This is a genomic window from Ruegeria sp. THAF57 (assembly GCF_903914075.1).
Taxonomy (GTDB): domain Bacteria; phylum Pseudomonadota; class Alphaproteobacteria; order Rhodobacterales; family Rhodobacteraceae; genus Ruegeria.
This window is the reverse complement of the sequence record NZ_CAIWNQ010000002.1, coordinates 735,175-759,622: the sequence shown is the minus strand read 5'-3', so window position 1 is coordinate 759,622 and position 24,448 is coordinate 735,175. Positions and strand designations below refer to the sequence as shown.

The 24,448-nt window shown below is 53.3% G+C and carries 24 protein-coding genes; 13 read left to right on the top strand and 11 right to left on the bottom strand.

The genetic code is table 11. The features are described from left to right. Positions 1–21: 21 nt before the first annotated feature. From RUESEDTHA_RS07755 to RUESEDTHA_RS07740, 4 genes are read right to left on the bottom strand one after another with little or no spacing between them, the layout of a single operon-like run. Positions 22–1,095: a C4-dicarboxylate TRAP transporter substrate-binding protein gene (locus tag RUESEDTHA_RS07755; RefSeq protein WP_180885832.1), complete on the bottom strand. Its 1,074-nt coding sequence runs from the start codon at positions 1,093–1,095 to the stop codon at positions 22–24. A 34-nt stretch (positions 1,096–1,129) separates the two neighbouring features. After that, a complete protein-coding gene (locus tag RUESEDTHA_RS07750) occupies positions 1,130–1,585 on the bottom strand; it encodes an OsmC family protein (RefSeq protein ID WP_180885830.1) in 456 nt (151 codons plus the stop codon). A gap of 18 nt (positions 1,586–1,603) precedes the next feature. Then, entirely contained in the window at positions 1,604–2,269 is a 666-nt protein-coding gene (locus RUESEDTHA_RS07745) for a malonic semialdehyde reductase (protein ID WP_180885828.1), read from the bottom strand. After that, positions 2,266–3,150, bottom strand: coding sequence for a fumarylacetoacetate hydrolase family protein (locus RUESEDTHA_RS07740; protein WP_180885826.1), 885 nt, complete (start codon positions 3,148–3,150; stop codon positions 2,266–2,268). The genes RUESEDTHA_RS07745 and RUESEDTHA_RS07740 overlap by 4 nt, the downstream gene beginning before the upstream one ends. Positions 3,151–3,234: 84 nt before the next feature. Between RUESEDTHA_RS07740 and RUESEDTHA_RS07735 the strand changes: the two genes are divergently transcribed. From RUESEDTHA_RS07735 to yghX, 5 genes are all read left to right on the top strand, one after another. After that, positions 3,235–3,621: a YciI family protein gene (locus RUESEDTHA_RS07735; protein WP_180885824.1), complete on the top strand. Its 387-nt coding sequence runs from the start codon at positions 3,235–3,237 to the stop codon at positions 3,619–3,621. A 42-nt stretch (positions 3,622–3,663) separates the two neighbouring features. Next, the gene (locus tag RUESEDTHA_RS07730; RefSeq protein WP_180885822.1) at positions 3,664–4,329 is read left to right on the top strand and encodes a GntR family transcriptional regulator; all 666 of its coding nucleotides are present in this window, start codon (positions 3,664–3,666) and stop codon (positions 4,327–4,329) included. A 2-nt stretch (positions 4,330–4,331) separates the two neighbouring features. Beyond that, a complete protein-coding gene (locus RUESEDTHA_RS07725) occupies positions 4,332–5,630 on the top strand; it encodes a malonyl-CoA decarboxylase domain-containing protein (protein ID WP_180885820.1) in 1,299 nt (432 codons plus the stop codon). Further along, positions 5,627–7,150 carry a malonyl-CoA synthase gene (locus RUESEDTHA_RS07720; protein ID WP_180885818.1) on the top strand — a complete coding sequence of 508 codons (1,524 nt, stop codon included), beginning with the start codon at positions 5,627–5,629 and terminating at the stop codon, positions 7,148–7,150. Before RUESEDTHA_RS07725 ends, RUESEDTHA_RS07720 begins: the two co-directional genes overlap by 4 nt. Positions 7,151–7,239: 89 nt before the next feature. Next, on the top strand, positions 7,240–8,130 hold the full coding sequence (gene yghX / locus RUESEDTHA_RS07715; RefSeq protein WP_180885816.1) for a YghX family hydrolase: 891 nt from the start codon (positions 7,240–7,242) through the stop codon (positions 8,128–8,130). Between the two features lie 18 nt (positions 8,131–8,148). Here the strand turns inward: yghX and RUESEDTHA_RS07710 are convergent, their stop codons facing one another. The 4 genes from RUESEDTHA_RS07710 to RUESEDTHA_RS07695 all read right to left on the bottom strand — a co-directional run bounded on the left by RUESEDTHA_RS07710 (position 8,149) and on the right by RUESEDTHA_RS07695 (position 11,950). Next, positions 8,149–8,385 (bottom strand): carboxymuconolactone decarboxylase family protein, encoded by a 237-nt coding sequence (locus tag RUESEDTHA_RS07710; protein ID WP_255431655.1) that lies wholly within the window; start codon positions 8,383–8,385, stop codon positions 8,149–8,151. Between the two features lie 306 nt (positions 8,386–8,691). After that, positions 8,692–9,618, bottom strand: coding sequence for a hypothetical protein (locus RUESEDTHA_RS07705; RefSeq protein ID WP_180885813.1), 927 nt, complete (start codon positions 9,616–9,618; stop codon positions 8,692–8,694). A 532-nt stretch (positions 9,619–10,150) separates the two neighbouring features. Further along, complete coding sequence (locus RUESEDTHA_RS07700) at positions 10,151–10,495, bottom strand: hypothetical protein (protein WP_255431648.1); 345 nt, start codon at positions 10,493–10,495, stop codon at positions 10,151–10,153. A 537-nt stretch (positions 10,496–11,032) separates the two neighbouring features. Further along, positions 11,033–11,950 (bottom strand): LysR family transcriptional regulator, encoded by a 918-nt coding sequence (locus tag RUESEDTHA_RS07695; protein ID WP_255431654.1) that lies wholly within the window; start codon positions 11,948–11,950, stop codon positions 11,033–11,035. An 86-nt stretch (positions 11,951–12,036) separates the two neighbouring features. On the opposite strand from RUESEDTHA_RS07695, the gene RUESEDTHA_RS07690 reads away from it, so the two are divergent. The 6 genes from RUESEDTHA_RS07690 to RUESEDTHA_RS07670 all read left to right on the top strand — a co-directional run bounded on the left by RUESEDTHA_RS07690 (position 12,037) and on the right by RUESEDTHA_RS07670 (position 18,755). Beyond that, positions 12,037–12,468 carry a VOC family protein gene (locus RUESEDTHA_RS07690; RefSeq protein ID WP_180885807.1) on the top strand — a complete coding sequence of 144 codons (432 nt, stop codon included), beginning with the start codon at positions 12,037–12,039 and terminating at the stop codon, positions 12,466–12,468. A 231-nt stretch (positions 12,469–12,699) separates the two neighbouring features. Beyond that, positions 12,700–14,757, top strand: a complete 2,058-nt coding sequence (locus RUESEDTHA_RS07685) for a DEAD/DEAH box helicase (protein ID WP_180885805.1) — start codon at positions 12,700–12,702, stop codon at positions 14,755–14,757. Between the two features lie 35 nt (positions 14,758–14,792). Further along, on the top strand, positions 14,793–15,077 hold the full coding sequence (locus tag RUESEDTHA_RS21015; RefSeq protein WP_370456774.1) for an alpha/beta family hydrolase: 285 nt from the start codon (positions 14,793–14,795) through the stop codon (positions 15,075–15,077). Between the two features lie 749 nt (positions 15,078–15,826). Further along, a complete protein-coding gene (locus tag RUESEDTHA_RS07680; RefSeq protein WP_180885803.1) occupies positions 15,827–16,222 on the top strand; it encodes a hypothetical protein in 396 nt (131 codons plus the stop codon). 4 nt (positions 16,223–16,226) lie between these two features. Then, positions 16,227–17,303 carry a ribosome small subunit-dependent GTPase A gene (rsgA, locus tag RUESEDTHA_RS07675; protein WP_180885801.1) on the top strand — a complete coding sequence of 359 codons (1,077 nt, stop codon included), beginning with the start codon at positions 16,227–16,229 and terminating at the stop codon, positions 17,301–17,303. Between the two features lie 177 nt (positions 17,304–17,480). Then, the gene (locus RUESEDTHA_RS07670) at positions 17,481–18,755 is read left to right on the top strand and encodes an adenylate/guanylate cyclase domain-containing protein (protein ID WP_180885799.1); all 1,275 of its coding nucleotides are present in this window, start codon (positions 17,481–17,483) and stop codon (positions 18,753–18,755) included. 280 nt (positions 18,756–19,035) lie between these two features. On the opposite strand, the gene RUESEDTHA_RS07665 is transcribed toward RUESEDTHA_RS07670, so the two are convergent. Further along, positions 19,036–19,785, bottom strand: coding sequence for a hypothetical protein (locus RUESEDTHA_RS07665; RefSeq protein WP_255431647.1), 750 nt, complete (start codon positions 19,783–19,785; stop codon positions 19,036–19,038). 206 nt (positions 19,786–19,991) lie between these two features. Between RUESEDTHA_RS07665 and RUESEDTHA_RS07660 the strand changes: the two genes are divergently transcribed. Beyond that, the gene (locus RUESEDTHA_RS07660; RefSeq protein ID WP_370456769.1) at positions 19,992–20,993 is read left to right on the top strand and encodes a YegS/Rv2252/BmrU family lipid kinase; all 1,002 of its coding nucleotides are present in this window, start codon (positions 19,992–19,994) and stop codon (positions 20,991–20,993) included. 286 nt (positions 20,994–21,279) lie between these two features. Further along, positions 21,280–22,443 (top strand): DUF2652 domain-containing protein, encoded by a 1,164-nt coding sequence (locus RUESEDTHA_RS07655; RefSeq protein ID WP_219635833.1) that lies wholly within the window; start codon positions 21,280–21,282, stop codon positions 22,441–22,443. A 29-nt stretch (positions 22,444–22,472) separates the two neighbouring features. Here RUESEDTHA_RS07655 and RUESEDTHA_RS07650 read toward each other — a convergent pair whose 3' ends face one another. Both RUESEDTHA_RS07650 and RUESEDTHA_RS07645 read right to left on the bottom strand, forming a co-directional pair. Then, a complete protein-coding gene (locus RUESEDTHA_RS07650) occupies positions 22,473–22,643 on the bottom strand; it encodes a hypothetical protein (protein WP_180885793.1) in 171 nt (56 codons plus the stop codon). Positions 22,644–22,697: 54 nt separating this feature from the next. Further along, the gene (locus RUESEDTHA_RS07645) at positions 22,698–24,257 is read right to left on the bottom strand and encodes an acetolactate synthase large subunit (RefSeq protein ID WP_180885791.1); all 1,560 of its coding nucleotides are present in this window, start codon (positions 24,255–24,257) and stop codon (positions 22,698–22,700) included. Positions 24,258–24,448: the final 191 nt, after the last annotated feature.

Below are 24,448 nucleotides of genomic sequence, written 5' to 3'. Positions count from 1 at the left end.
CTTTCGTGGATCGCCAGTCGGTTATTCAGCCGTCCAGTCACGTACTCCGGTGAAACCGGCGTTCTGCAGCTTGCCGAGGTAAGCGGCCAATATCGCGTCGCCTTGTTCTCCATTCTCATTCAACGTGGCGGCCCATTCCTGCGCAACGTTTGGCATTGCGTTGGCCCAAGCCGCTCGTTCTTCGTCCGAAACCTCAACAATCGTTCCGCCGGCCTCGGTATATGCATCTCTTGAGGCTGCGGCGCGGTCCATAGCGATACCAGCCACATGATCACGGTAGTCAATGGCGACGGCCTTAAGAACGTCTTTGACTTCGTCCGGCAGTTTTGCCCAATAGTCAGAATTCACAGTGATCGTCTTGGAGTTTACGGCACCCAAGTCAGCTTTGAGCATGTAAGGTGCCACTTCGGCGATCTTGAATGTCTTGGCAGCCTCGGGCCAAAGCATCGCGCAATCAACCAGGCCGGTTTGAAGCATATTGTAGAAATCGGTTAGGCCACCACGTACCCCAGCTGCGTCCTTGATGCCTTCAAGATACCGGAGGTTGAGTCCAGCTCCGGCCACTTTTCGGCCTTCCAGGTCAGAAACAGCCGACACCGGTTCTGTACAGAAAACCTGATAGGTATCGAGCACGACGCCTGTTGCCAGGTAAACCTGGTTCTGCGCAGCAAATTCATTTTGCATTGCCGGAAACTCACGCGCGATTTCATCCACTGCTTTGGCCACGGCACGGGAATCAGATGCCACAAAGGGTGTCGAACCCGAAATACCCTGACTGGGAAGCTTTGAAGAATGGAAAATCGTTGTAACGATCCCAATATCGCCAAGGCCAAGTTGGACACCTTCCAAAACACCCTTCGGCTTGACGATCGAGCCGCCGTAGTTCTCTTGCCAGTTCATCTTGTAGTTACCGGACTCAGCCAGCCGCTTGTCTACTTCTGGAATGAAGAAGTTGGTGAATTCCTTCACCCACAAGGCCCGATCTGGGTACCCATCAATCACAACGGCTGAAATGGTCTCTTCCGCCATAACCGGCATCGCCATGACGCTTACCACAGCAGCCGCAACAAGGCTGCGTTTGGTCCAGTTTTTCATTTCTCTCCTCCCAGAAAGTCGGGTCCTTTGACTTTTAGCTGTTTGTTTTGACCCAGTTGACGGTCAGGTCAGTGCCTGCCGTTTCGAACAATTTTGCAATGGCGCAATATTTGGCCGTTTCCTCACCCACCCGTGTCAACTCCTCCTGACTTGCGGACGTTTCACAATTCACGGTGAGTTCAATTTCCGGAAACGGAACATCGATCTCCTCTTCCATTAGGACACCGCGCCGATCCAACCTGCATTTCGCGTCGATTGTCACAGTGCCGAGGTCAACTCCCAACCGATGTGCGTTCTTGTGCCCGATGACATTCGTACAAGCGATCAGGGCTGCCATTGCGGTTTCGGTTGGAGACGGACCAAGATTTGTCCCGCCGCGTTCGACGGGTTCATCGACAACAACATCAAGATCGCGAATTGGTATCTCAGTCCGCGTATGAGTCGGGCACTGAGCTGTCGTGCGGTAAGTCACGACGGGTTTCACTTTCATAGCCACAGCGTCACCTCCTCATGCATACGAGCAAACCTTTTCGAATGGGAAGCGAGGCAGCTTGTGAAACAACCCTGTTTCATCTGCGTAGCCCAGATTGCACAAAAAGTTCGACTGCAGCGTCGTTCCCGCGAAGAACTCCTCGTTGACGATCTTGTTCGAAAAGCCTGACATCGCACCGACATCCAACCCGACCGCTCGGGCGGCGATCATGAAGTAGGCGCCCTGGAGTGTTCCATTGCGAAAGGCTGTATCGGCTACATATTCGGGATTGCCGTCGAACAGTGGCCGTCGGTCTTCGTGCGGAAAAAGAAAAGGCAATTCCTTCCAGAATTCCATGTCATAGGCAATGATCGCCGTGACCGGCGCATCCATCATTTTTGGCACGTTCTTCGGCTTCAACGACTTGGCGAGGCGCTCTTTTCCTTCGGCACTTTTAACAAAAACGAAGCGGGCAGGCAGCGTGTTCATACTGGTCGCGCCGTTGATCGTGATGTCATGAATCTCTTCAAGCAGATCGTCAGAAACTGGCTGGTCGGTCCACGCATAGTGGGACCTGGACTCACGCAGGATCAGGGCAATTGCATCGTCCGACAAACGCGGAATGCGCTCGCGCAGATCACGATGATCTTGCTGTGCCTTGGCGCGAAGTGCCTCCAGGTCTGCTCCGGTTGGTGCGCTCATGCTGCGGCCACCTTTGATTTGGCATCTTTTTCGTCGATGATCGGGCTGGCGCAGACGCCGATGCCTTCAATCTCGACTTCGACGGTTTCGCCCGGCTTTAGCCAACGAGGATTTGGTTTCTTGGCATGCCCAACACCCGGCGGGGTTCCCAGCGCAATAAGGTCTCCCGGTTCGAGAGTGGTGTACTCGGAAATCGTCGCAATGACCTGACGAACGCCCCAAATCATGTTGGCAGTGTTCGAGCTTTGAAGGATTTCGTCACCCACACGGCTTTCGATTTTAAGGCCGGATGCCCCTTCAGGCAGCTCGTCTGGTGTCACGGTAAGCGGCCCGATAGCACCCGTGTCATCAAAGTTTTTACCGGGCGTCCATTGAACGGTTTTGCGCTGATAGTCTCGTAGCGACCCGTCATTGAACACAGTGTAACCAAAAACATGGTCCAACGCGTCCTGCTCCGAGATATGGCGGCCGCGTTTTCCAACGATCAGCATAAGTTCGGCTTCGTAGTCGAGTTTTTCCGAACACGCAGGTCGTACCATAGGCTGCCCTGCCGCCATGATCGAGTTCTTCCCGCGCATGAACAGCGTTGGATATTCAGGGATGTCGTAGCCGCCCTCTTTGATGTGATCCGTATAGTTCAACCCCATGCAAATGATCGTGCCGGGTGACGCCACGGGCAACGCCGGTGTGACTGAAGATAGCGGGACACTATCTGCCGAGGTGATTTTTCCAGCTAGCGAGTCGGCCAGACCAGGCTTGCCGATCAAACCCATCAAGTCGGAACCGACGGCAGGGTCCAAAGCCGTTAGATTCACTGCGTTTTCACCGTTCACGGCAAAAACCGCTGTGCCTTCCGAAGTCTCTCCCACCAGGTATTTCATTGTCACCTTCCATGTTAGCTTGCTTGATTTTTGCCGACTATTTTGCCATAAGTCAAATAATATCGATATTTTTGGAGACGGAAATTGGTTGCTTGGGCAGACTACAAATCAGAAGCAAAAAGCCGCGGTGCGCTTGCTTTGGAGCTTTACGTTGCGCTGAGCGCGCCAGCCAAAGCGCCCGAAGATGTAAAGGCGTCACTGCCAGATCACTTGGCGTATCAGGCGCAGCTTGAACATTCGGGGCAGCTGGCTTTTGCAGGCCCCATGTCGGATGAAACCGGCGAGCACATGCAGGGGATTGGCCTCATTATCTATAGGGCCGACAGTCTCGAAGCCGCCCGAAAGCTGGCAGAAGATGACCCGATGCACAAAAGCGGGGCACGCAGCTTTGTACTTCGGCGATGGCTGATAAACGAGGGCTCGCTGAACATCTCAATCGGACTATCGACTGGAACGAGAGCGCTCAGCTAAGAGCTCCCAAGAGATTGCGTCACCAAGAAGGGAATGCCAGAAATGGATGCCATGCTTGATACCGAGGTCAAAGAGACATCCGCCACTCATGGTGCGTATCGAAAGCTGCGCGAAATGATCCTGACTGGCGAGCTGCCGCCTGGTCAAAAACTCAAGATCGAACAGCTCCGCGGGCTGCTGGACACCGGCGCAAGCCCGGTTCGCGAAGCACTAAGCCTATTGACATCGGATATGTTGGTGGAACGAATTGACCAGCGCGGTTTCAAGGCGGCACCAGTAAGCAAGTGCAACTTCGAGGAAATCCTTATGTTGCGATGCAATCTTGAAGAAACTGCGTTGCGCACGTCCATCGCCAATGCAAGCTCAGCCTGGGAAGATAGGCTCGTTTTGCGGCACCACCACATGAAGAAGGCGGGCCAAAAAGGGGCACACGACTTTGAAGACGCACACAAGGCGTTTCACATGGCCTTGCTGGACAATGCGAGGCTTCCTTTACTGTTGCGGTATTGCTCGCAGCTTTATGACCTGAACATCCGCTATCGTTATCTGGCGGCTGGTGGGTCGAGTTACAAAAAGCGCGATATCAACGCAGAGCATCAGGAAATACTGGACGCTGCACTGGATCGCGATGCAGAAAGCGCAACACGACATTTGATCGATCATTACCGTCGAACTGGTGAGTATCTGAGCAGTCAGATGGAATCCTGAGAATGCAGCGGAACTGGTTTCTGGGCGATCTGCTTGATCAGTTGTTCGACCGCCCCGGTAAGAAGCGGGGCAAGGATGACAAGCGATCTATATCAGAGCTATGTGAAGCTCTCTTGTCTGCAGAAGGTGAAGTATCGGGCTTCGCGCTCGCATCAACGATACTGGATCGATACCAGACCTTGGACGACCCGGAAAAACTGAACTTCTTCGTCTATTTGAATGACCAGCTTGAGTTCGACGCGGATCAGCTTTCTGCGACGGCGCGCCTCTATGCCAAAGATAGAAGCGTCGATCTGTACAAAAGGCTTAGCGAGGCAGCCGAACCCAAACGGCAAGAATTGCTGCGTCGGCTGAATCAACCATCTGGCGCGACGCAAGATCTTGTGGCAATGCGCGTTGACCTGTTGCGATTTCTCAAATCCGACCCCGAACTTAAGCGCACAGATGTAGATTTCGTGCATTTGCTGCGAAGCTGGTTCAACCGGGGGTTTCTTGTCCTCAAACAAATCAGTTGGGATACACCAGCCCGTGTGCTGGACAAGATCGTTGAGTATGAGGCGGTCCATCAGATCAACGATCTGGATGACTTGCGGCGCAGGCTTTACCCGCCCGACCGTCACTGTTTTGCTTTTTTTCACCCCTCAATGCCGGATGAACCGCTGATTTTTGTCGAAGTTGCTTTGACGACTGAGACTCCGAACGCGATTAATGTGCTTTTGTCCGAAGTGCGAGAACCGATCGAACCCGAACAGGCAAAAGTTGCGGCATTCTACTCAATTTCAAACTGCCAGAGGGGTCTAACGGGTATTAGCTTTGGAAACCTGCTGATCAAACAGGTTGTGACGGAACTCTCGCGAGAGCTTCCGGGCCTCGACACATTTGTAACCTTGTCTCCGATACCGGGGATGAACCGATGGTTGGCTGGCGAAACGGGGCATCCCGAGCATGGTCATGCTGCCGAAGCCGTACTTGCAGGAACAGCCCCTCCGCAGGACGTGCGGGCGATGGCCGCCCGATACCTGTTGCTCGCCAAGCGCGAAGATGGGATGCCGCTAGATCCCGTGGCCCGCTTTCACCTGGGCAATGGCGCCGAGCTTCACGAACTGCATGCCGAGGCCGATCCGTCGCAGAACGGACGATCCCAATCTGGCGGCGCAATGGTCAATTACCTCTATGACCTGAAAAAGACTGAACGTCACCACGAAGAATTTGTGGCACACGCCACAATCGAAACCTCACGTTCCGTGCGCGCGGCTTCAACCGCAGTACTTGCGGCCAGACCAAAGGAAAATACAGCGTGACTAACACACTCTACGACAGCTTGTTTGCACACCACGCTGGAAACGAGGTTCCGTTCCTCCTACTCGATGATGGAAAGGTATTGTCATATGACGCGTTTCTGAAACGCGCCGCACAGATCGCGCATGTATTGCGGAACAGCGGAGTTTCTCCTGGCGACCGCATCGTTGTGCAGACCCCAAAGTTAGCCGATACGATTGCACTCTATGCTGCTTCGGTTCAGGTGGGTGCTGTCTATTTGCCGCTAAACACTGCTTACACAATGGCAGAATTGGACTACTTCGCATCTGACGCCCAGCCTGCGGTGATCGTCTGCGACGGCAACGACGAAGCTGAATTCAAAACATTGGCGGACCGGTATGGCGCAAACCTGCTGACCCTTGGCGGCGAAGCTTCAAGCCTAGGCCACGCGGCGGACGAACAGCCCAGTGTTTTCGAAACTGTGGATCGCGGGCCAGAGGACCTCGCGGCGCTTCTATACACATCAGGCACCACTGGCCGGTCGAAGGGTGCGATGCTCAGCCATCGGAACCTGCTGTCGAATGCTCAAACGCTTGTTGATTTGTGGGACATCACCAACGCCGACCGCTTAGTTCACGCATTACCGATTTTTCACACGCACGGGTTATTCGTGGCGATGAACACATCGCTTCTCGCCGGTGCAACGGTTCGGTTAATGGGAAAATTCGATGTTGGCGTGATCTTGGATGAATTGCCGCGCGCGACCCTTCTGATGGGCGTCCCCACTTTCTACACCAGATTGCTGGCGGACGATGGATTCACCGATGAGGTCACGGGGAACATGCGTCTGTTCATTTCCGGTTCAGCCCCTCTTCTGGCGGAAACCCATATGGCGTTCGAAGCGCGGACCGGCCACCGCATCCTTGAGCGCTACGGTATGACCGAGACAAACATGAACACCTCTAATCCGTATAGTGGTGAGCGCCGCGCGGGAACGGTTGGCATGGCGCTACCCGGCACCGAGGTGATCGTGACCAACCCCGAAACTGGGGTACCGCTGCCCCAGGGCGAGGTGGGAATGATCGAAGTGCGCGGACCCAATGTTTTCAAAGGCTATTGGCAGATGCCCGAAAAAACCGACGATGACTTGCGGAAAAATGGTTTTTTCATCACCGGCGACTTGGGCCAATATAGTGAGGATGGTTACCTGTCGATTGTGGGCCGGTCAAAGGACCTTATCATTACCGGCGGTTACAACGTCTACCCCAAAGAAATCGAAGACGCTTTAAACGACATCGACGGCGTTTTGGAGTCGGCGGTTTTTGGTATCCCAGACAACGACTTCGGGGAAAAGATCATCGCCGCTCTGGTTGCTGAGCCTGGCGTAGAGCTCGACACGGATCAGATTGCATCAACCATCAGGGAAAAGCTGTCGCGCTTCAAACATCCGCGTCGCTACGAACTCGTTCCAGAGTTGCCACGAAACACAATGGGAAAAGTCCAAAAGAACGTTCTGCGCGATCAGCACACAAAAAAGGAATCCGCATCGGCAATGTCTTAGCCGACCTGCCTAGAACCTCGAACAAACCATAACCCTTTGAACTGATAGTGCCCCACGGATTGAACCGCCACCTCATCAGGAGATTGACCATGACTCGCATGACGGCAAACGACTTCGATCAGGAACTTCTGGATCTGTACGACTATTATGCGCACGGAAAGATCACCAAACGCCAATTTCTAGACCGCGCCGGAAAATTCGCGGTTGGCGGCTTAACAGCTGCCGCGTTATTGAACATACTCAGTCCGAACTATGCGCTGGCACAGCAGGTGTCGTTCAACGATCCCGATATCCACGCGGACTACATAACCTACCCTTCTCCTAACGGAACGGGTGATGTCCGTGGCTACCTTGTTCGTCCCGCAGGTGTGGAAGAACCTCTGCCCGGGGTGCTCGTGATACACGAAAACCGCGGCCTGAATCCCTACATCGAAGATGTGGCGCGCAGATTGGCGAAAGCAGGCTTTATGGCACTGGCTCCTGACGGCCTGACGTCGGTCGGTGGATACCCCGGTAACGACGCGGATGGGCGCGAGCTGCAGAAGACAGTCGACCGGGTCGAGCTGATGAATGATTTCTTCAGTGGCTTCGAATACCTGTTGAACCGGGAAGACTGTACTGGGAAAGTTGGCGCTGTAGGTTTCTGCTATGGCGGTGGTGTGGTCAGCGCAATTGCCGTTGCCTACCCCGAAATGGCCGCCGGCGTGCCATTCTATGGCCGGCAGCCATCAGCTGAGGATGTAGTTAAAATTCAGGCACCGTTGCTGATTCAGATGGGAGAGCTTGATGAACGCATAAACGCAGGCTGGCCAGACTTCGAAACCGCGCTGCAGTCCAATAATAAGGTTTACGAGGCCTATATCTACGAAGGTGCCAACCATGGTTTTCACAACGACAGCACGCCGCGCTATGATGAGGAGATGGCAAACCTAGCTTGGGATCGCACTATTGATTGGTTTAATACCTACCTGAAGTCCTGAAGTGACTTCGCAGAATGGCTAAGCGACGGCAAAATTCTTGTCGTCGCTTCTGAGTTTAAAGACTCCGAAAGAGTGCCGACAGATTATGCCATAAGCGCGGGCAAATACTGTATGCGCTTCGTGACAATAAGAGCAGGCATTCAATCCGGAAACGTAGGCAGCGATTAACTCGCGTTCGGAGGCGGAAAGCTCACTCTCTCCTCGCATCACGAGGCTCTCATACTGGCACCAGAGTGAAAGCTTGCCCGGAAACATTTGAAAGACGTTGCCAAGTGTTGCGTCCTCGGGAAGGGATGGAAATAGCCTCTTCATTTGATAACCTCCAAAAACAATGGTGCCTAAGCGTTCGCCTTAGCTAATTGGATCAGGTCAAGGTAGCGGGACATCAACAAAATCACTAACAGCTGCCGAACCAGAGATAAGGGCGGGCCGCTTAATACAAGGGGTCTGTGTGTGGCCGTCTGTGTTTTGATGGCAGCCAAACAGCACACCCTGCATATTGGGCAGGAGGTCTCCAGGAAAATTAGGGGCTGATGTTTTACTCTCTGCTGCTATGCAAATTTAGTTTTCGGAACGGCTTTCTATCCGTTCCCAACACCAGCTGATCAGGAAAGATAGCGCTCCGACTACAAAAACTATCATCGCCGCGGCTTCTATTCGGAAGACCGCAAACTCCATCGTTGGCGCCGTCACCAACAAAGTGGCAATAGTAAAGTACATGGCAGTCCATAGCGTGTTGCCGCCTATTTTGTGCACGCCTATGACAGCGGAAGCAAAACCGAGGATCAATAAGGCTTGATGAGACAAGCCGCTGAACTCTAGACATAGGGCTGCCAAAGACCCAAGCGCCACGCCAACGCCAAACCGCAATGCAGCGACAGGCACTTTTTGAAGCGGGGCCAAGACCCGAAAAACGAATAACAAGGAAAGCCAATATGATTTTTGGTTTCCGATTACATGAGCAAGAAACGACGTCAAACTCATGCCGACAATTAAGAATAACCAGATAGAAAATGCTTCTTTAAAAGACATCGGAGGCCGTGTTGCTGATCCAGCCAAGTTCAGCCAAACGCAGAGCAAACTACCGACTATCGCCGCGGCGAAAAACACCAAAACAAGAATGGCAATACGCTCATCAGGCGGGATCAGTAAGTATAAGAGTAACCCGTTTAGCGCGGGTACAGTCGCAAATCCACCGTTCTTGCATCCCTCGTAAGCGGCCCAGCTTATCAGGAAAAATCCGCACAGAAAGGCGATCCACTGAAGCGGGAAGAGTGTGCATACTAGTATGCACATCAGCACCATCACAAATGTTCTGACGCTAGAAACGGGACTCGAAAAAACAGACCCGAGAAAACCTGCGGAAAAACCCGCGACTGCGGCGATACCACCAAACGCAACAACCTGATCGCCAAGCAGTACGACGAGTACGGCTGATGTACAGATTGCCAACGCTGTACTCCAAGATAGCAATCCTCCATCGAACATAGTTGGCAACCTAATTCCTCCACCAAGCGGTTTTCGTCATGAGCTCAACTTAGCCCGTAGCACGCAGAATCCTTCGAACTTTCTCGGTGCTTTCGTCGACCCGAACTGGCGCTGCCTAGTTGAAAGACATGCTTCCGTCGAGTGCCGTAGTGGGTCACAATATCTTCCCGTGGCAGTTTTCAGGAGAGTTCAGACAAGGTTGCACCGATATCACTTGCGCGGTTGCTCCGGTAGAAATTCTGGCTGGGCGAGTCGGTTTAAACTCCATAGTCATTGAAACGGGACCGGTTCATTGGTGGCCAGGGGACAAGTGGACTGGCTGAACGATAGCATAGCGATAAGAGCGGAGCCGCGGCGCGTCGGCAAACACCTATCCCGAAGCGTAAGGCCCTTTGACGTGACTGGCCACCTTTCATCGCCGTAGTTCAAGCTTGATGTGGGCCGGTCGAGAAACAAGGCCCCGGAAGGCGCTGATGCCATGCCTGTCGACACGCAACCCTGTGTGCCAGACATCAATCAATTGCAATAATACCTAATTCTCCAGCGGTTTTGGCTGTTCTGCCTGGCACTCCAGAACGGTCTCAATGGCTTTTGCAGACCCATTGAGATCAAGCTCCACCCTGGCCCCACTTTCACCAATAATCGTGACGCTTTGGCGTTTTCCAAATTCGGATACAAACGCCGGGTTGTCGAAAAAGGCGTAACCACCGGGCACTCCATTCTTGAAGACACCGACCGCCTCGCCCTCGAATTTTGCATCACCGAAGTCGAACTTTACGATGCCTGTTACGCCGTCCTCGATCTGCACCCATACTGGATTGTAGGCGGCAAAAAAACCACCAGCCTGATTGGGCGCCGCGCCAATTTCAACGGTCATATCGTCTTCAAAGTGTTTCCACGCAAGACAGCCGTTTCCCTTTTCGGGATCAATCAGGATTGTCCAGTCCCCGGATTCACCCCAACGCTCCATACCAGCGGCATGAAGAACGCTTGCACAACACAAAGCCATTGTCGTCAGAAAACACCTGTACATTTAGGACCTCATAACTGTTTTGAATTTTAGCCCATCCTATCGATCAAGGAAGATCAATCAAACGATACAGAAAAAGCTCCATCAGGACCCAAATTTTCGGAGCGCAACTGTGAAGTCTGCATCCTGCTCATAGCCGCATACGCAGCCCATGGAAAGAATGCTCGGTATGAGCAGTCTGCTGCACTTTGCAAAGCCCGCTTTCTGCGCATTGCTGTCATTAGGACATCGCGCAGCATTGGTCAAAATGGGCTCGAAACAGACGTTCGCTGCGTTCTGTCTAAATGACCACAGTGCGTACAAAGTTGCCATTCGACAAATTCCGTTGAAAGTCCGCTTTCAAAAAATGCGCCAAAGCCAACGAGTTCGTTCGGGCAGCGAAATTTAGGCGCCGTCACGGGAGTACTTGCCACTCTTTTCTGCCAAGAAGTCAATCATTGCACGGGTCTTCGCCGGCAAATTTGAGCGGCTTGCATAGATAACATTCACTCCGGCGGGTGGCGAGCTGTACTCTTCCAGGATCGGAACTAAAAAGCCTCGCGAAATCTCCCTTTGGCAGGCAAGTTCTGGGAGGCGCGTAATGCCGAGACCCCCAAGCGCAAGTGCTTTTTCGGTTTGCGCGTCATTGCAGCGAACCTTGGGAGCGATTGGAACATTAATCGTTTCAGAATTTTGTCCGGGATATGTCCAGCTCTTCGAAGCTCCATGTGCTGTGAAATCTATCAAATCGTGGTTGGTCAGATCACTCGGATGGGTCGGCAGCCCCTTGCGCTCCAGGTACGACGGTGCGGCGACAGTAAGACGTTCGGTCTTGAACAACTCGCGGGTGATGAAATCCGACGGTCGCAATGCTCCGATCCGCACCAATAGATCAATGCCGTCGGCAATCATGTCGGCGCGCCGCTCGGAGACGTCGATGTTCAAAGTGACATCGGGATAGCGTTCAAGAAATTCGGGCAACCAATGGTTCAGGCATCCATGAGCGAAGACAACCGGAACGCTCATGCGCAATTCGCCGTAAGGTCTGTCCCCGATGGCATGAAGTCGGCCTTCGATCGAGCGGGTTTCTTCTATGATCCTGCGGGCGTTTTCAAAATACGTCTGGCCAGGTTCCGTCAGGCTAATCTTTCGGGTTGTCCGGTTCAGCAAACGGGCACCCAGTCTGGTTTCAAGGCGCGCAAGTTCTTTGCTGACATGACTGGGCGTGTGCCCAAGCACGCGTGCGGCGGCGCTTAGCCCTTGTTGCTCAACCACGGCGTAGAACAGGTACATCCCGTCAAAGAGGTCTTTATCTTTATCCATATGGAACAAATGATAGTCCAAGTGAGATATTAATTGCGAAATAGGACAAAGCTATCTTCTTGGCAAGAACCAAGGAGACCTGCCCAATGATCGAGATCAGCAACTTCGACCACATCGGAATTCGCATTAGCGACCGGGATGAAAGCGTCTCGTTCTACAAACTACTTGGCTTTGAGATGATTGCCGATGGCGGCTTCGATCAGGGCCACCCGTTGGTGATGCTGCATCCCTCGGGCATCAACATTAACTTGCTGGGGCCCGCCACAGCAAAGCCGGGCGAGAATATCCTAATGGATGAAAAGCCCAAATATCCGGGCATCACCCATCTGGCGATGAAGGTGAAAGACGCCGACGCAACCGAGAAATTTGTCACCGCAAACGGCATCGCCATCACTGGGCGCCGCGACTTCCGCGGTACCAAAACCATTTTCATTCGCGACCCCGACCGCAACGTGTTGGAACTTGTCGGACCAGGTCCGTCTGTCGCGGAACTCATTGCCGAGCAAGTGCACGGCTAACGCCCCTCCTTGAAAAAACACTACCCATGAAGCCTTTGTTCAAGTGCATGCTAACGGCACACATACGGTTTCGAATTTGAATCAATCAAAATTCTTACAGCGGCCATCGGTTGAGCGGGTGAAAAAGTCCATTTCCTGTGATTGACACATTCTCTTTCAAACGCAGTTTACGGGCTATACATCTGCACCAAATACCACTATCGCCAGGTCTTTCCCGGCATTTGGTGACCCATGCAAGATTTCTCTGACCTTCCGCAAACCTTATCCATAGCACTTTCCCAAAAAGGCTACAGCGGCTTGACGCCTGTACAAAAGGCTGTGTCAGATGAAGCGCTGGCGGGAAAAGATCTGCTTGTCTCTGCACAAACCGGTTCTGGCAAAACCGTAGGCTTCGGGCTGGCGATGGCGAAAGAGCTTCTCGACAAACACGGTCGATTTGACCGACCAGCTGTGCCACTGGCCATGGTCATTGCGCCCACACGCGAACTGGCCTTGCAAGTCCGGCGAGAGTTCGACTGGCTGTTTGCTGAGGCCGGGATCGTTACTGCGTCGGCTGTGGGTGGTACGGATGCCCGTACTGAGCGCCGGACGATGGAGCGCGGCGCGCATGTCGTGATCGGCACACCTGGACGGCTGCGCGATCATATCTCGCGTGGGGTCATTGATCTGAGCGATCTACGAACTGTCGTTCTCGACGAAGCCGACGAAATGTTGGACATGGGGTTCGCCGAAGACCTTCAATACATCCTTGACCAAACGCCTGAAAGCCGCCGCACCTTGATGTTCTCGGCCACTGTTCCGCGAGGCATCGCCAAGCTCGCCCAGACTTACCAGAAGGAAGACGCGCAGCGGATCAAGGTCGGAAACGCAGAAGCACAGCATTCGGACATTACCTATAGCGCCTTGAACGTAGCCCCGTCAGATATCGAAAAAGCAATCATCAATTTGCTGTGCTACCACGACGTGCAGACGACGATTGTGTTTGCGAATACCCGATCCATGGTTGCGCGTTTGACCGCAAAATTCTCAAACCGGGGGTTTTCTGTTGTCTCTCTGTCAGGGGAGCTCAGCCAGACAGAGCGCTCTAACGCGATGCAGGCTTTACGTGACAGGCGTGCACAGGTCTGCGTGGCGACGGACGTGGCCGCCCGTGGTATTGATCTTCCGGGGTTGGAGTTGGTGATCCATGCAGATCTACCGTCGAATGCCGAAACTTTGCTACATCGCTCTGGACGCACGGGCCGCGCCGGGCGCAAGGGAATGTCCATCTTGATCGTACCGGGACGGCACCGCTCAAAGGCGCAACGATTGCTGAAAACGGCCAAGTTGGAGGCCGAATGGTGCGTCCCTCCCTCAGCGGATGAGGTGCTCGCTCGGGAAGAGGAGCGCATCATTTCCAATCCTGCCTTGGATGAGCTGCCAAGCATCGAGGAAACGGCTTTTGCAGAACGGCTGCTAAGCGGAAGAACACCGGAGCAGGTCGCTGCAGCCTATTTGCGCCTCTACCGAGAACGCCACTCAGCACCGGAGATTCTGGGAACGGTGTCAGAGACTAAAAAAAGCAAATCTGATACGCGCGCAGCGTTTGGGCCAAGCACCTGGTTCTCACTTTCCTTGGGGCGCAAACAGCGTGCAGAGCCGCGTTGGTTGTTGCCCATGCTTTGTCGCAATGCAGGTTTGTCCAAAGACGCCATCGGCGCAATCCGCGTTCAATATCAAGAGACCTTTGTCGAGATTGCCAATGATGCAGTGCCTGCAATGAAAAAAGAGTTGGGTGCCGAGCTCACCATAGAGCAAGGTGCGACGCTGACTGAGCTGGCGGGCACACCAGATTTCGATGCCTCGCCTAAGGGACCGCCTGCGGCACCACATTCGTCGGACGACGCTGCCAAGAACAAAAGGCCTCGTTCAGGCAAACCGCCAAATGCTGCGCGCAACTCCAAACGCTCAGAGCAAAATGCCCAGATTGCGTCCGAACGCCCAAAGGACAGAAGAAAGCCCGCGGCAAGCACATCGGATAGGCAAGCGAGAGAAGACAAACCAAAGCAGACAAATGCTTTGCGCTCGCAGCGGACAAGCGAGAACGGAACGGCAAAATCACAGCCCGCCACGAAGGGAAAGAAGGGGCAAAAACGTGACAAGAACGCCTCTGACTCATCTAAATCTCTGAGGCCACGAAAAGCGCTTCACAAGGCTAAAAACAAAGATTCCAACGCATCTCGTTCAAAAAACAGAAACGGCAAGGGCGGAGAAGCAAGACCGTTCCGCAAGCCTTCAAAGAGAAGCTGAGCGACCAAATACCTATCGGTAGGTGTTAGGAAAAGATTTCGAATGTTTCATTTCACACAGGCAAACCCCAGAAGCTACGTACGGAGCATCTGCAATGTCTGCGAACGCCAACGCTGATCTGTCAGGGAACCCGGGACCAGTGTGGCAAGAAGGATGAAGTAAGTAGCTACGAGCTTTCATCAGCAACTCAAATGAGCTGGTTCGAAGACGGAGAACACGATCTGAAGCCGCGCAAACGGGTTTCAGGTTATACTCACGCAGCACACATGAACGCGACGGGCGCAGAGGTTGCGACTTGGATTGAAGGGTTAAACTTGTAGCGCTGCTATATAACACCTCCTGCTCTGGGATTGCCGTGTTTACAGGGTGAAGAATGGCACTGCAGATAGCAAAGCGCATTCGTCAGAAGGGCGCCTAAGCGCACGCAGCATTCCTCGCCATATCGGACATTACATTCGCGGCGTGTCTAGGTCCGGTCTACGGACAAAGCTGACTTAAATCGTATTAGGAGCTTGACCTGTCTGTAGCTTCTCACTTTAGAATAATCATTACGATCGAGAAACGGTTTGAGCGGAAAAGGTGATTGGCAGTGCGGATTTCGGAACCGGCGGAGAGCGTGGGCCTGTCGCGCACCACGCTACCGAATTACGAAAAGCCCGGGCTGCTGAAAGGCGAACGGTTGTCGCGTTTATTCGGACGTCGACCACTAGCGGTTGCGGCCTATGCAGCAGTTTCATCCACGCAGGCTGACCTAGCAGGAGTGTCGGGCTTGTCTCGATGGCAAGCTCGACCGCGATATGCCAGGTCAGTGATTCACAGTGATGGACGCGGAAATTGCCGAGAAGCACAAATCGCGCGACCTTCTGGAAGCTCTGCTCGGACAGTCGAACCTCAAAGACTGGCACGAAGAGGTCGAACGCGTCGCGCCCAACACGAACATGGCTGGCTTCCTGGAGATTTTCGCGGGCCCCAACCGGTGGGGCTCGGGAACGGCCGAGGCGACACGCCGGTGCTTACATTGGCGCTCAGTGAGCCTGAGACAATCCTCGAAATCGTACGTGACCCTAGCATGGCGACGATGACGTTGGTCGACGTGACTCAGACACGGATTACCGACACAGACACAGCCGAAGTCGCTTTGGAGCAGCTCAGGTCGCGGATCTTCGTATTTGGGTTCGCCGACCGAAAAGAGGCACAGAACGTCGATATGGTCTATAATTCGGCCCCCGAGCACTTATGGGACATGGTCTGGTCTGAGAGTAGCGCCTATATCCTCGCGGTGGAGAAGGCGTTTGCAGTCTGGCGCGCACTCCCGCGCCACGGCGGAATCTTCTTCACCTGTCGCAACAACGCACGCGACCCGCGCGCGTTTTTCATGATTGCCCCCTTGGCCGTCGCTTCAGAACGCCAGGGCGAGGGAATCGGGCAGCGACTGGTCGCCTGCGGCCACGACACGCCCTGTTAGATCGATGGTACGTGATTACTCCGCCTTCTTGCCGGGTGCAGCGCCCGCACGCCGCGAGCCCACGGTGTTGGAACGCCTGGGCTGGGGCCCGGCCTTCGCCAGCCAGATCGACGCCGGAGAATTGACCGAGACGCCTCCAGTGCGCGTTGTCGCCGTGCATCGCAGCGGGTTGCAGGTGGCGGGCGACGGCATCAACGAGACGAGTCCGCCAGGACCGGAGGCTACTGTCGGCGACTGGCTGCTACTCGATCGCGCGCGTCCTCGGTCGAGCCGTGTGCTGGAGCGCAAGAGCCTTATTAAGCGCCGGGCGCCAGGCACCAGTCGTGAGGTACAGCTGATCGCGGCGAATATTGACACGGTTTTCGTCGTCACTTCTTGCAATCTGGATTTGAATGTGGCGCGACTGGAACGCTATGTGGCGGTCGCCTTTGAGGCTGGGATCGAGCCTGTGATCGTGCTGACCAAGGCGGATCTTACCGATTACACCACGCACTATATCGAAGAGGCACAAAAAGTGTCGAACCGAGTACCTGTGGTGGCGCTTGAAGCTCGTGGTAAAGAGCCGGAAAAGGCGCTGGCCGACTGGTGCAAACCGGGCCGCACAGTCGCGTTCCTTGGCTCTTCTGGCGTCGGCAAGTCCACTCTGACGAATGCACTCCTTGGCACTCGGGCCATCGCTACCCAAGGTATCCGAGAAGACGATGCCAAAGGCCGGCACACCACGACCACGCGGGAATTACATGTGACCCCAAGTGGTTGCCTCGTCCTCGACACGCCGGGCATGCGTGAACTACAGCTGACCGATGCGGCCACAGGCATCGCCGACGTCTTTGAGGATATCGAAGCGCTGGCAGCGCGCTGCCGCTTCACTGACTGCCAGCACGAAACAGAGCCCGGCTGCGCCGTCTTGTCTGCCATGGAGGACGGCAGCCTCGACCCTGCGCGCCTCGCTCGTTGGCGCAAGCTACAGGCCGAGGACGCCTTCAACTCCGCCAGCCTGGCCGAACGCCGGGAAAAAGATCGAGCTTTCGGTAAGCTCGTCCGCAGTGCAATGAAGGCGAAATCGGATCGAGAGCGATAGGACGCAGCCCTTCCAGTCTGCGCCGCTTATGAGCCGTCATTCGCTCAATCGCGACAAGTGTCAGCCAAGCGGACAAAGTGGACAATTGTTTCGCCCCTCTAAAGCGTACGTTTTGCTTCAATAAATAAAATGACATAGGCGGTGGGCTGCTCCAAAGTGCTTTTTGAGGAGAGCATTATGCCGGATGTTTTCGACCGAATTTCAGATTGGTTGCAGAAATTAGCCTTCTTCGAAGGCGAGGTAGGTGGTCTGGTCGAGCATCTGAGCCACAGGCTGATCGACGGCGGCGTGCCAGTTGCCCGGGTCTCTCTGGGTCGCCTCATGATGCATCCCGTCATTGGTTTGGTCGATGCCACTTGGGATATATCAACCGATCGTATTGAATGGACTGTCATGCCTCGCAGTTCCATCACGGATGAGCTTTTTGACAGTGCACCCTTTGGCGAAAACACTAAACTGTCAGATCAAGTGGCCAGCAGGTTTTTTCACCGCGAAATCTGGGACCTGGCCGATGGCCTTGTAGGCGAATTGGAAATGGTGCCGCTTTTGCGTGCCAACCTGACGAACCAATCAATCCGGGATAAATACCCGATATACCAAAAACTGGCTTCATCAGGTTTCACCGACTACCTCGTATTGTCCGTTCCGTTTGGCACTCGCACCGTATCGTTCGAAAATGGATCGGAGTGGGTGCTTGGTGCTTCTGTATCCTTTGCAACAAAGAGGCGCTCTGGATTTACGCAACGAGAAATCGATGGTCTTGCGCGTCTGTCCATACCGCTTTTTGGCACGGTTCGTGTTTATACAGAGCAGTTTTTGGCAGCAGAATTAATGGAAGCTTATCTGGGCAGGATTTCCGGTCAATCAGTCTTGAACGGTCAGATATCACGTGGCGATGTTCAGGAAATCGATTGTGCCCTTCTATTCAGCGACATGCACGGGTCAACGGCTCTGAGCCAACGCCTGTCGCCGGAAGACTATGTTGCTGCCGTCAACCGTTACTTTGAATGCGTTGCCGGAGCGGTTCACGACCACGGCGGAGAAGTGTTGAAATTTGTAGGTGATGGCTTGCTGGCGATTTTCCCGTTTGACGGTCACCGACGTTTGCCGGAAGACATGTGCGAGGCAGCCCTGTCAGCTGCTCGAGAAGCGTTTCAAAGGCGCGCAGAAATTGCGCCTGATTACCAAACCGATTTTGGAATTGGCCTACACATGGGTTCAGCGATCTATGGCAACGTGGGAACCGAAAAACGATTGGACTTCACGGTGACAGGTACGTCAGTTGCTTTGGTCAGCAGATTGGAAAACTTAACTCGGTCGCTTGATGCGCCTTTGCTGGCAACGAGTGATTTTGAAAAGCTTGTTTCCGAAACGCCTCTTGCACTTGGGTCGCAAACCATGCGTGGGTTTGAAGAAGCCGTAGAGATTTTTGCTTTCAAACATTTGGACTGAAGTACGAATTCCCCACCATACGGAGCACAAACACTATGACATTAATGTCCGCTCTGGGCTCAGAGCAGCCTTTCGCTGCGTTCAGCCTTAGTGACCGTTCTGCGGACCAAGCGGTCACCTAAATATAAAGAATGTTATCAGCCAGCAAATCTATTTCGACTTTGGCCATGTGTCAGAGGTGGAGATCAGGTGACTAGGTAACAGTGTAGTTTTGTTGCAATGGCGAGCTAACGTCGAAAAATCAAAATTCACTTCGCTGAAAGGGCAACTGACGACTCGATTACACTCCCACGGCAGACAGCCACAGTCGATCTATTTCCGCCAGTACGTTTTGATCAAAGGAGGCGTAGTGCTCCCAATACTTACCATCCTGGATCAAGTAACCGGCCTCGTTTTCCAGGCTTAGGGCTTTGCGGGAAAGTTCCGCGCTATAGTTGGTTAGCGGCAAATCACCGCTTAGCGCCGTGTGGCTGACTCTTGGGAAAAGCAGACGACTTTCCAATTCTTCCGAGAGATTGACGCATGCGCAGTGCTGTTGGGCAGCGATCGTCATAAGCCTTGCTGATTTGGCTTCCAAAGATAACAAAGTAATGTCTTCACGAATAGGATCAGGTGTGCCTTGCCCATAGAAGTGCGTGTTTCGTCCTGTGTAGACCATGTCACAGCCCAAGTAGGCTAGGACTGTAGGTTTCAGTGCGCTGAGAGCCCAATATCCAGCCGTGAATGCCATTGTCGCACCAGCATATACAATGCCACCAAACTGATTGTTTGCCGGAACATATATTGATGAGTCAATCAGCCTCTGAGCGTGACTCTTCCGGTCAGGTCTATACTGTGTGGGAAAGTCATCAGGATACACACTGTAGTCCCAGTCATCCCGAATTCTCCATGCATTGTTTATGCTGACAATTTTGCACTTGTCTCGTTTCGGCCAAGTAACCGCGCGAATTGCGTCTGGAGCGCTTCCAAGAATAAGGGCGATTAACTCTTCCCCCATTTTGCTAACAAAGCTTCGCTTGTTGCCAATCAAAATCCCATCCCAGCAATAACTCGACATGTACATTTTAGATACGCAGTGACCTTAAGATCAGATCAAAAGCATAATAGGCTTTCAAAGCAGAGTTCGAAGTTTTTGATCGTTTCACGACGTATCGCCTCGGTTTAAATTCTCGGCAAGGCGGAACGGCGGCTAAGGGCTCGGTGCAGACGTTCGCCGAATTTTCACGAACGACCACTATGCGGACAAAGCAGACTATTGGCTGGCACAAAGAATCTCAGTTTCCTGAGCGCCTCTGCTTTTTGAACTTGCTAAGCAGTTGCCCCAACGTTCGAGAGCTTTATGCTAGAACCATGGCTAAATGTACCCTGCTAGTTCTCAACAGAAAGTCAGCAGCAAGACCCGATCTGCGTGCTGCTGTACGACCACTAGAAAAAGAGCTTGGTATCAGGGTGTGTATTCCTTGGTCAGGAAAAGACTTGAAGAAGACACTTCGAGAAGCCGTGGGCGATGGGGCAACACGGATAATTGCTGGCGGTGGTGACGGCACTTTGAACTCGGTCGCGAGTGCTGTTTTGAAGTTGAAGTCGCCTGTCTCGATAGGTCTTGTTCCTTTAGGGACGGCTAACGATTTCGCCCGGTCGTATGGTGATAAGGGGTTGGACTTGGCAACATCTGTTCGAATTGCAGCATCGAGAGACGCGCGGCCTATCGATGTCGGATACATAAACGGCAGACCGTTTGTGAATGTTGCCAGCGGCGGTTTTGGAGCGATGATCACCGCAACAACTCCCAAGGAAATGAAGAAAAGACTTGGTGGGCTTGCATATACGCTGTTTGGGCTTGCTCGTTTATCTGATGCAAAATCTGTTCCCGCAAAAATCTCAATTGATGATGAAGACCCGTATGACGTTTCCATTTCCGCAATCGCGATTGCGAACAGTCGCTATGCGGGTGGCGGTTTTGACGTGGCGCCTGAAGCGGAGGTGTCCGACGGCTTACTCGATTTAAGCGTGCTCTCCACAGATCGATTAATGCCAGAAAACCTGCCTTTTGGCAGATTGCCGGATATTTCGGATCCCAAGGATGGTGTTGTACAGCGCTCTCGTCTGAGATCTATGGTTTTGGAAACCTCCCAGCCGTTTCATATGAATTTGGACGGCGAGCCGATGATTGATCAACGCTTTGAGGTTTCAATTAAACCAAATGCGCTGAACTTCGTTTTCCCAAGCGGTAAGTAACTCGGGTTTCTCCCAATACTAAAATTTCGCACGGTGCTTGTAACATTATACGCGGAGTCGACACATACATTCGCCGGTATAGCGAGACAAAAAGCCACCATCGAGTTTTGGCCGACCAAATGGAAGACACAGTGGATGACAGCAAAATACAAGTCAGTAAAGCATAGACCTGAAACCTATAGCATCAATCTGTTCCTTAGTTCCGTAATCATATTCGCATGAATTCCCTTGCACCAAGCAACAAAACATCAGCAGAGTTAGAGCAAGAAAAGCAGCGCCGGGCGGCATGAAGATCATTGAGGACAGGAAAGACGCTATGCCTAAAACAGCCGACAGTGTGAAAACTGCGTATTTCGTAATTGCGGATATATCCGGTTACACGAAATTTATGTCCGAAACAGCCATCGAACATGCTAAAGGGATTCTGGAGGCACTGTTCGGTAGCATGATCCCTTCGATCCGGTCTCCATTGGCAGTTTCAGGATTACAAGGTGACGCCATCTTTGCTTACGCATTGGAAAGCGAGGTGGTTTCGCAACAGTTCATCCTCGATTTTGCAGAGCAACTCTACTGCGTCTTTGCACATGCCAAAGAAAAGATGCTCATCAATACATCATGCCCATGCGATGCATGTTCAACCGTTGACAGTCTCGAACTCAAAATCGTTGTACACCACGGTGAATGTATCGTTCAAAAGACTGGAGATCGTGAAGAATTAGCCGGTCAGGATGTGATCACGGCATTTCGACTTCTCAAAAATGGCGTCAAAGAACGCACTGGTTTGACCGCGTACACATTGATTTCTTGCGCAGCTCTTCGCGCAATGGATCTCGTGGATTATTTCGAAAGCTCCGAATTCCACACCGAGGACATCGAACACATCGGCGAGATTGAGTATGTCGTGCGAGACATGCGTGCTGCTTGGGACCGTCGCCGCTTGTCGGAGCGAACGTTTGTGGAAGCAGCCGATAACCTTCTCATTGACGAATGGATCATTCCGCTGCCGGTTTCGCCTGACGTAGCCTTTACCATTTGCACCCGGCCGGAGTTGCGTGCCGAATGGCTCGGTGCCAACAAGGTCGAACTGTTCCATACCAACAAAAACAAGATTGAACCTGGAACGCTCTATCACTGCTATCACGGCGAAGACATTTTCCCATTTCAGATTGTCGACTGGCATCATGGTGACTACGCGACCGGCAAATACAACCTTCCTATGGGGCTTTCGATGTTAGAGACCAACGAACTGGTCCAAGTCGGGGAAGGGACACTGGTCAAGATCAGGTTTGCAACGCCAAGTTCGTCCAAAATTATGGGCAAACTAATGTCTGGCATGGTTAAGAAAAAACTGCGTGGCATAATCGTGCCAGACAAAGAGAACCGTGTCGAGAGAATGAAGGCGCTTGCCGGAAAACTTGCTACAGACGTCCAGGCGGCAACTACTGCTTGAACAAGCTAGAGAACGTCTAAAGGCTGAATTTATCGTTGTGTGAAGGCGAATTCTTCCAGCTTCGCTGTTTGTTTGACCGCTTTGGGCTCTATACTGTCGTTCGCCATACTCGGCATAAGCGCCCGCTCTGCAGACAAAGCTGCAATTTCGCCGCCGTCTGAACCATCGCCAAGTCTTTTTTCAGCTTCAAAATATAACAATCCGCAGTTTGCCCTCCTAGTTTCGTCTGCTCTTTAGGTTCCGTGTCAGAATACTCATGCGGGTGGTGGACACACAACTTCGATCAGCGATGGCCCTTCGCTGGAGAGACCGGCGGAGAGCGCCTTTGCAAAGTTGTCCATGTCATCTGCGCGTGTTCCTGGAACACCATGGCCTTTCGCCAGCGAAACCCAGTCCAACGTCGGGTTCACCACGTCAAACATAGCCTGAGCATTCTGACCATAGCTCGCCACGCCGACATTTGTGAGTTCATCGCGCAGAATTTGATAGCCGCGGTTTGCAAATACGATCACCGTGACGTCGAGATTTTCCCGCGCCATTGTCCACAGTGATTGTAGCGTGTACATGGCCGACCCGTCCCCTGTCAGAGCAATGACTTGTCGGTTCGGGCAGGCGGTGGCCGCGCCTGTTGCGCAAGGCAAACACAGCCCAATCGCGCCACCGGTGCCGGCGAGCAGATCATGCGGGCGAGCGGTGGCAGCCGGCGGTATGACATGAAACCCGGACGTCACGGATTCGTTGCAGATGATAGCGTTTTCCGGGATCAGTGCTGCCAAAGCCAAACCAACTTTTTCGAGTGTCAGCTGACCGGTGGGAATGTCCGGTAGTTCGAGCGGAAAGGTTGCTGCCGCCGTTTTACCAGTGACCCCGACCGCTTCGGCGAGCGCTTGCAGCGTCCACTCGATATCATCTGTGGGTGTGCATAAGTCCGTAATGGGGCAATGCGGTGGTTCAGGCACGCTAGGTTTCCCAGGATAGGCAAAAAAGGCGACTGGCCTATCTGCGCCAAGCAGAGTGATCGAAGACGTTGCTTCCAGCTGAACGGTCTTGGGCGATATCGGATAGACCAGTTGCTCTAACTTTGCTGTTCCTGCGCCTTTGGAAATACGAGGTATCATAGTATCGGCCAACAACCGGCACCCCGTAGCGGCGGCAATTTTTCCAGCCAGTGTACGCTGCGGTCCAAATAGAGCTGATCCGCCAATCATCAGCGCGGCTTTCGGCGTCGCAAGACGGGCTGCAGCGGCCTCTATGTCGCCTACTGACGGACGATAGAGGCTTTCTCGGTTGTCTAATCGGTTTGCCGCTGCGTTCGCTTTGTTCCAAGCTGTGTCGGCAGGCAGGACCAGCGTTGCGATCTGACCGTTGCGCGCGCGGGCCGCTTGAACCGCAGCCGCTCCGTCCGTGGCTACGTCGGTGGCATTGGACGACACACGCGCCCAATGACTGACCGCTTGGCTGATACCGAGGATGTCTCCCTTCAAAGGACTTTCATATCGGAGGTGATGCGTTGCGTGATCGCCCACTACATTCACGATTCCGGACCCCGCTTTTCGGGCGTTGTGCAGATTGGCAAAGGCGTTGCCAAAGCCGGGTGCAAGATGCAGGAGCGTGCCGGCGACGTCTCGCTTCATGCGAAAATACCCGTCTGCAGCTCCCGTCGTGCCGCCTTCAAACAGGCAAAGAATGCAATTCATCTCCGGGTGTTCGTCCAAGGCAGCGACAAAGTGCATTTCCGAGGTGCCGGGATTTGCGAAGACCGTATTTACACCATTGTTTAATAGGGTTTTTACGAGTGATTGAGCGCCGTTCATTTAATCCCTAGCCTGATTTCAAGCGATTATTTGATGACAATGCTTGCACGAAAAGGCCTTCTTTCTAAACATATTTTCCTCCCGACACGATTACCTAGGACGCATAGTACCGCAGCCGCTCACGGCGTGGAGCAGTTACCGGATTTAAGACCGTACCTTTTGGCGAAGCCAGAACTTGGAGCGAAAGCATT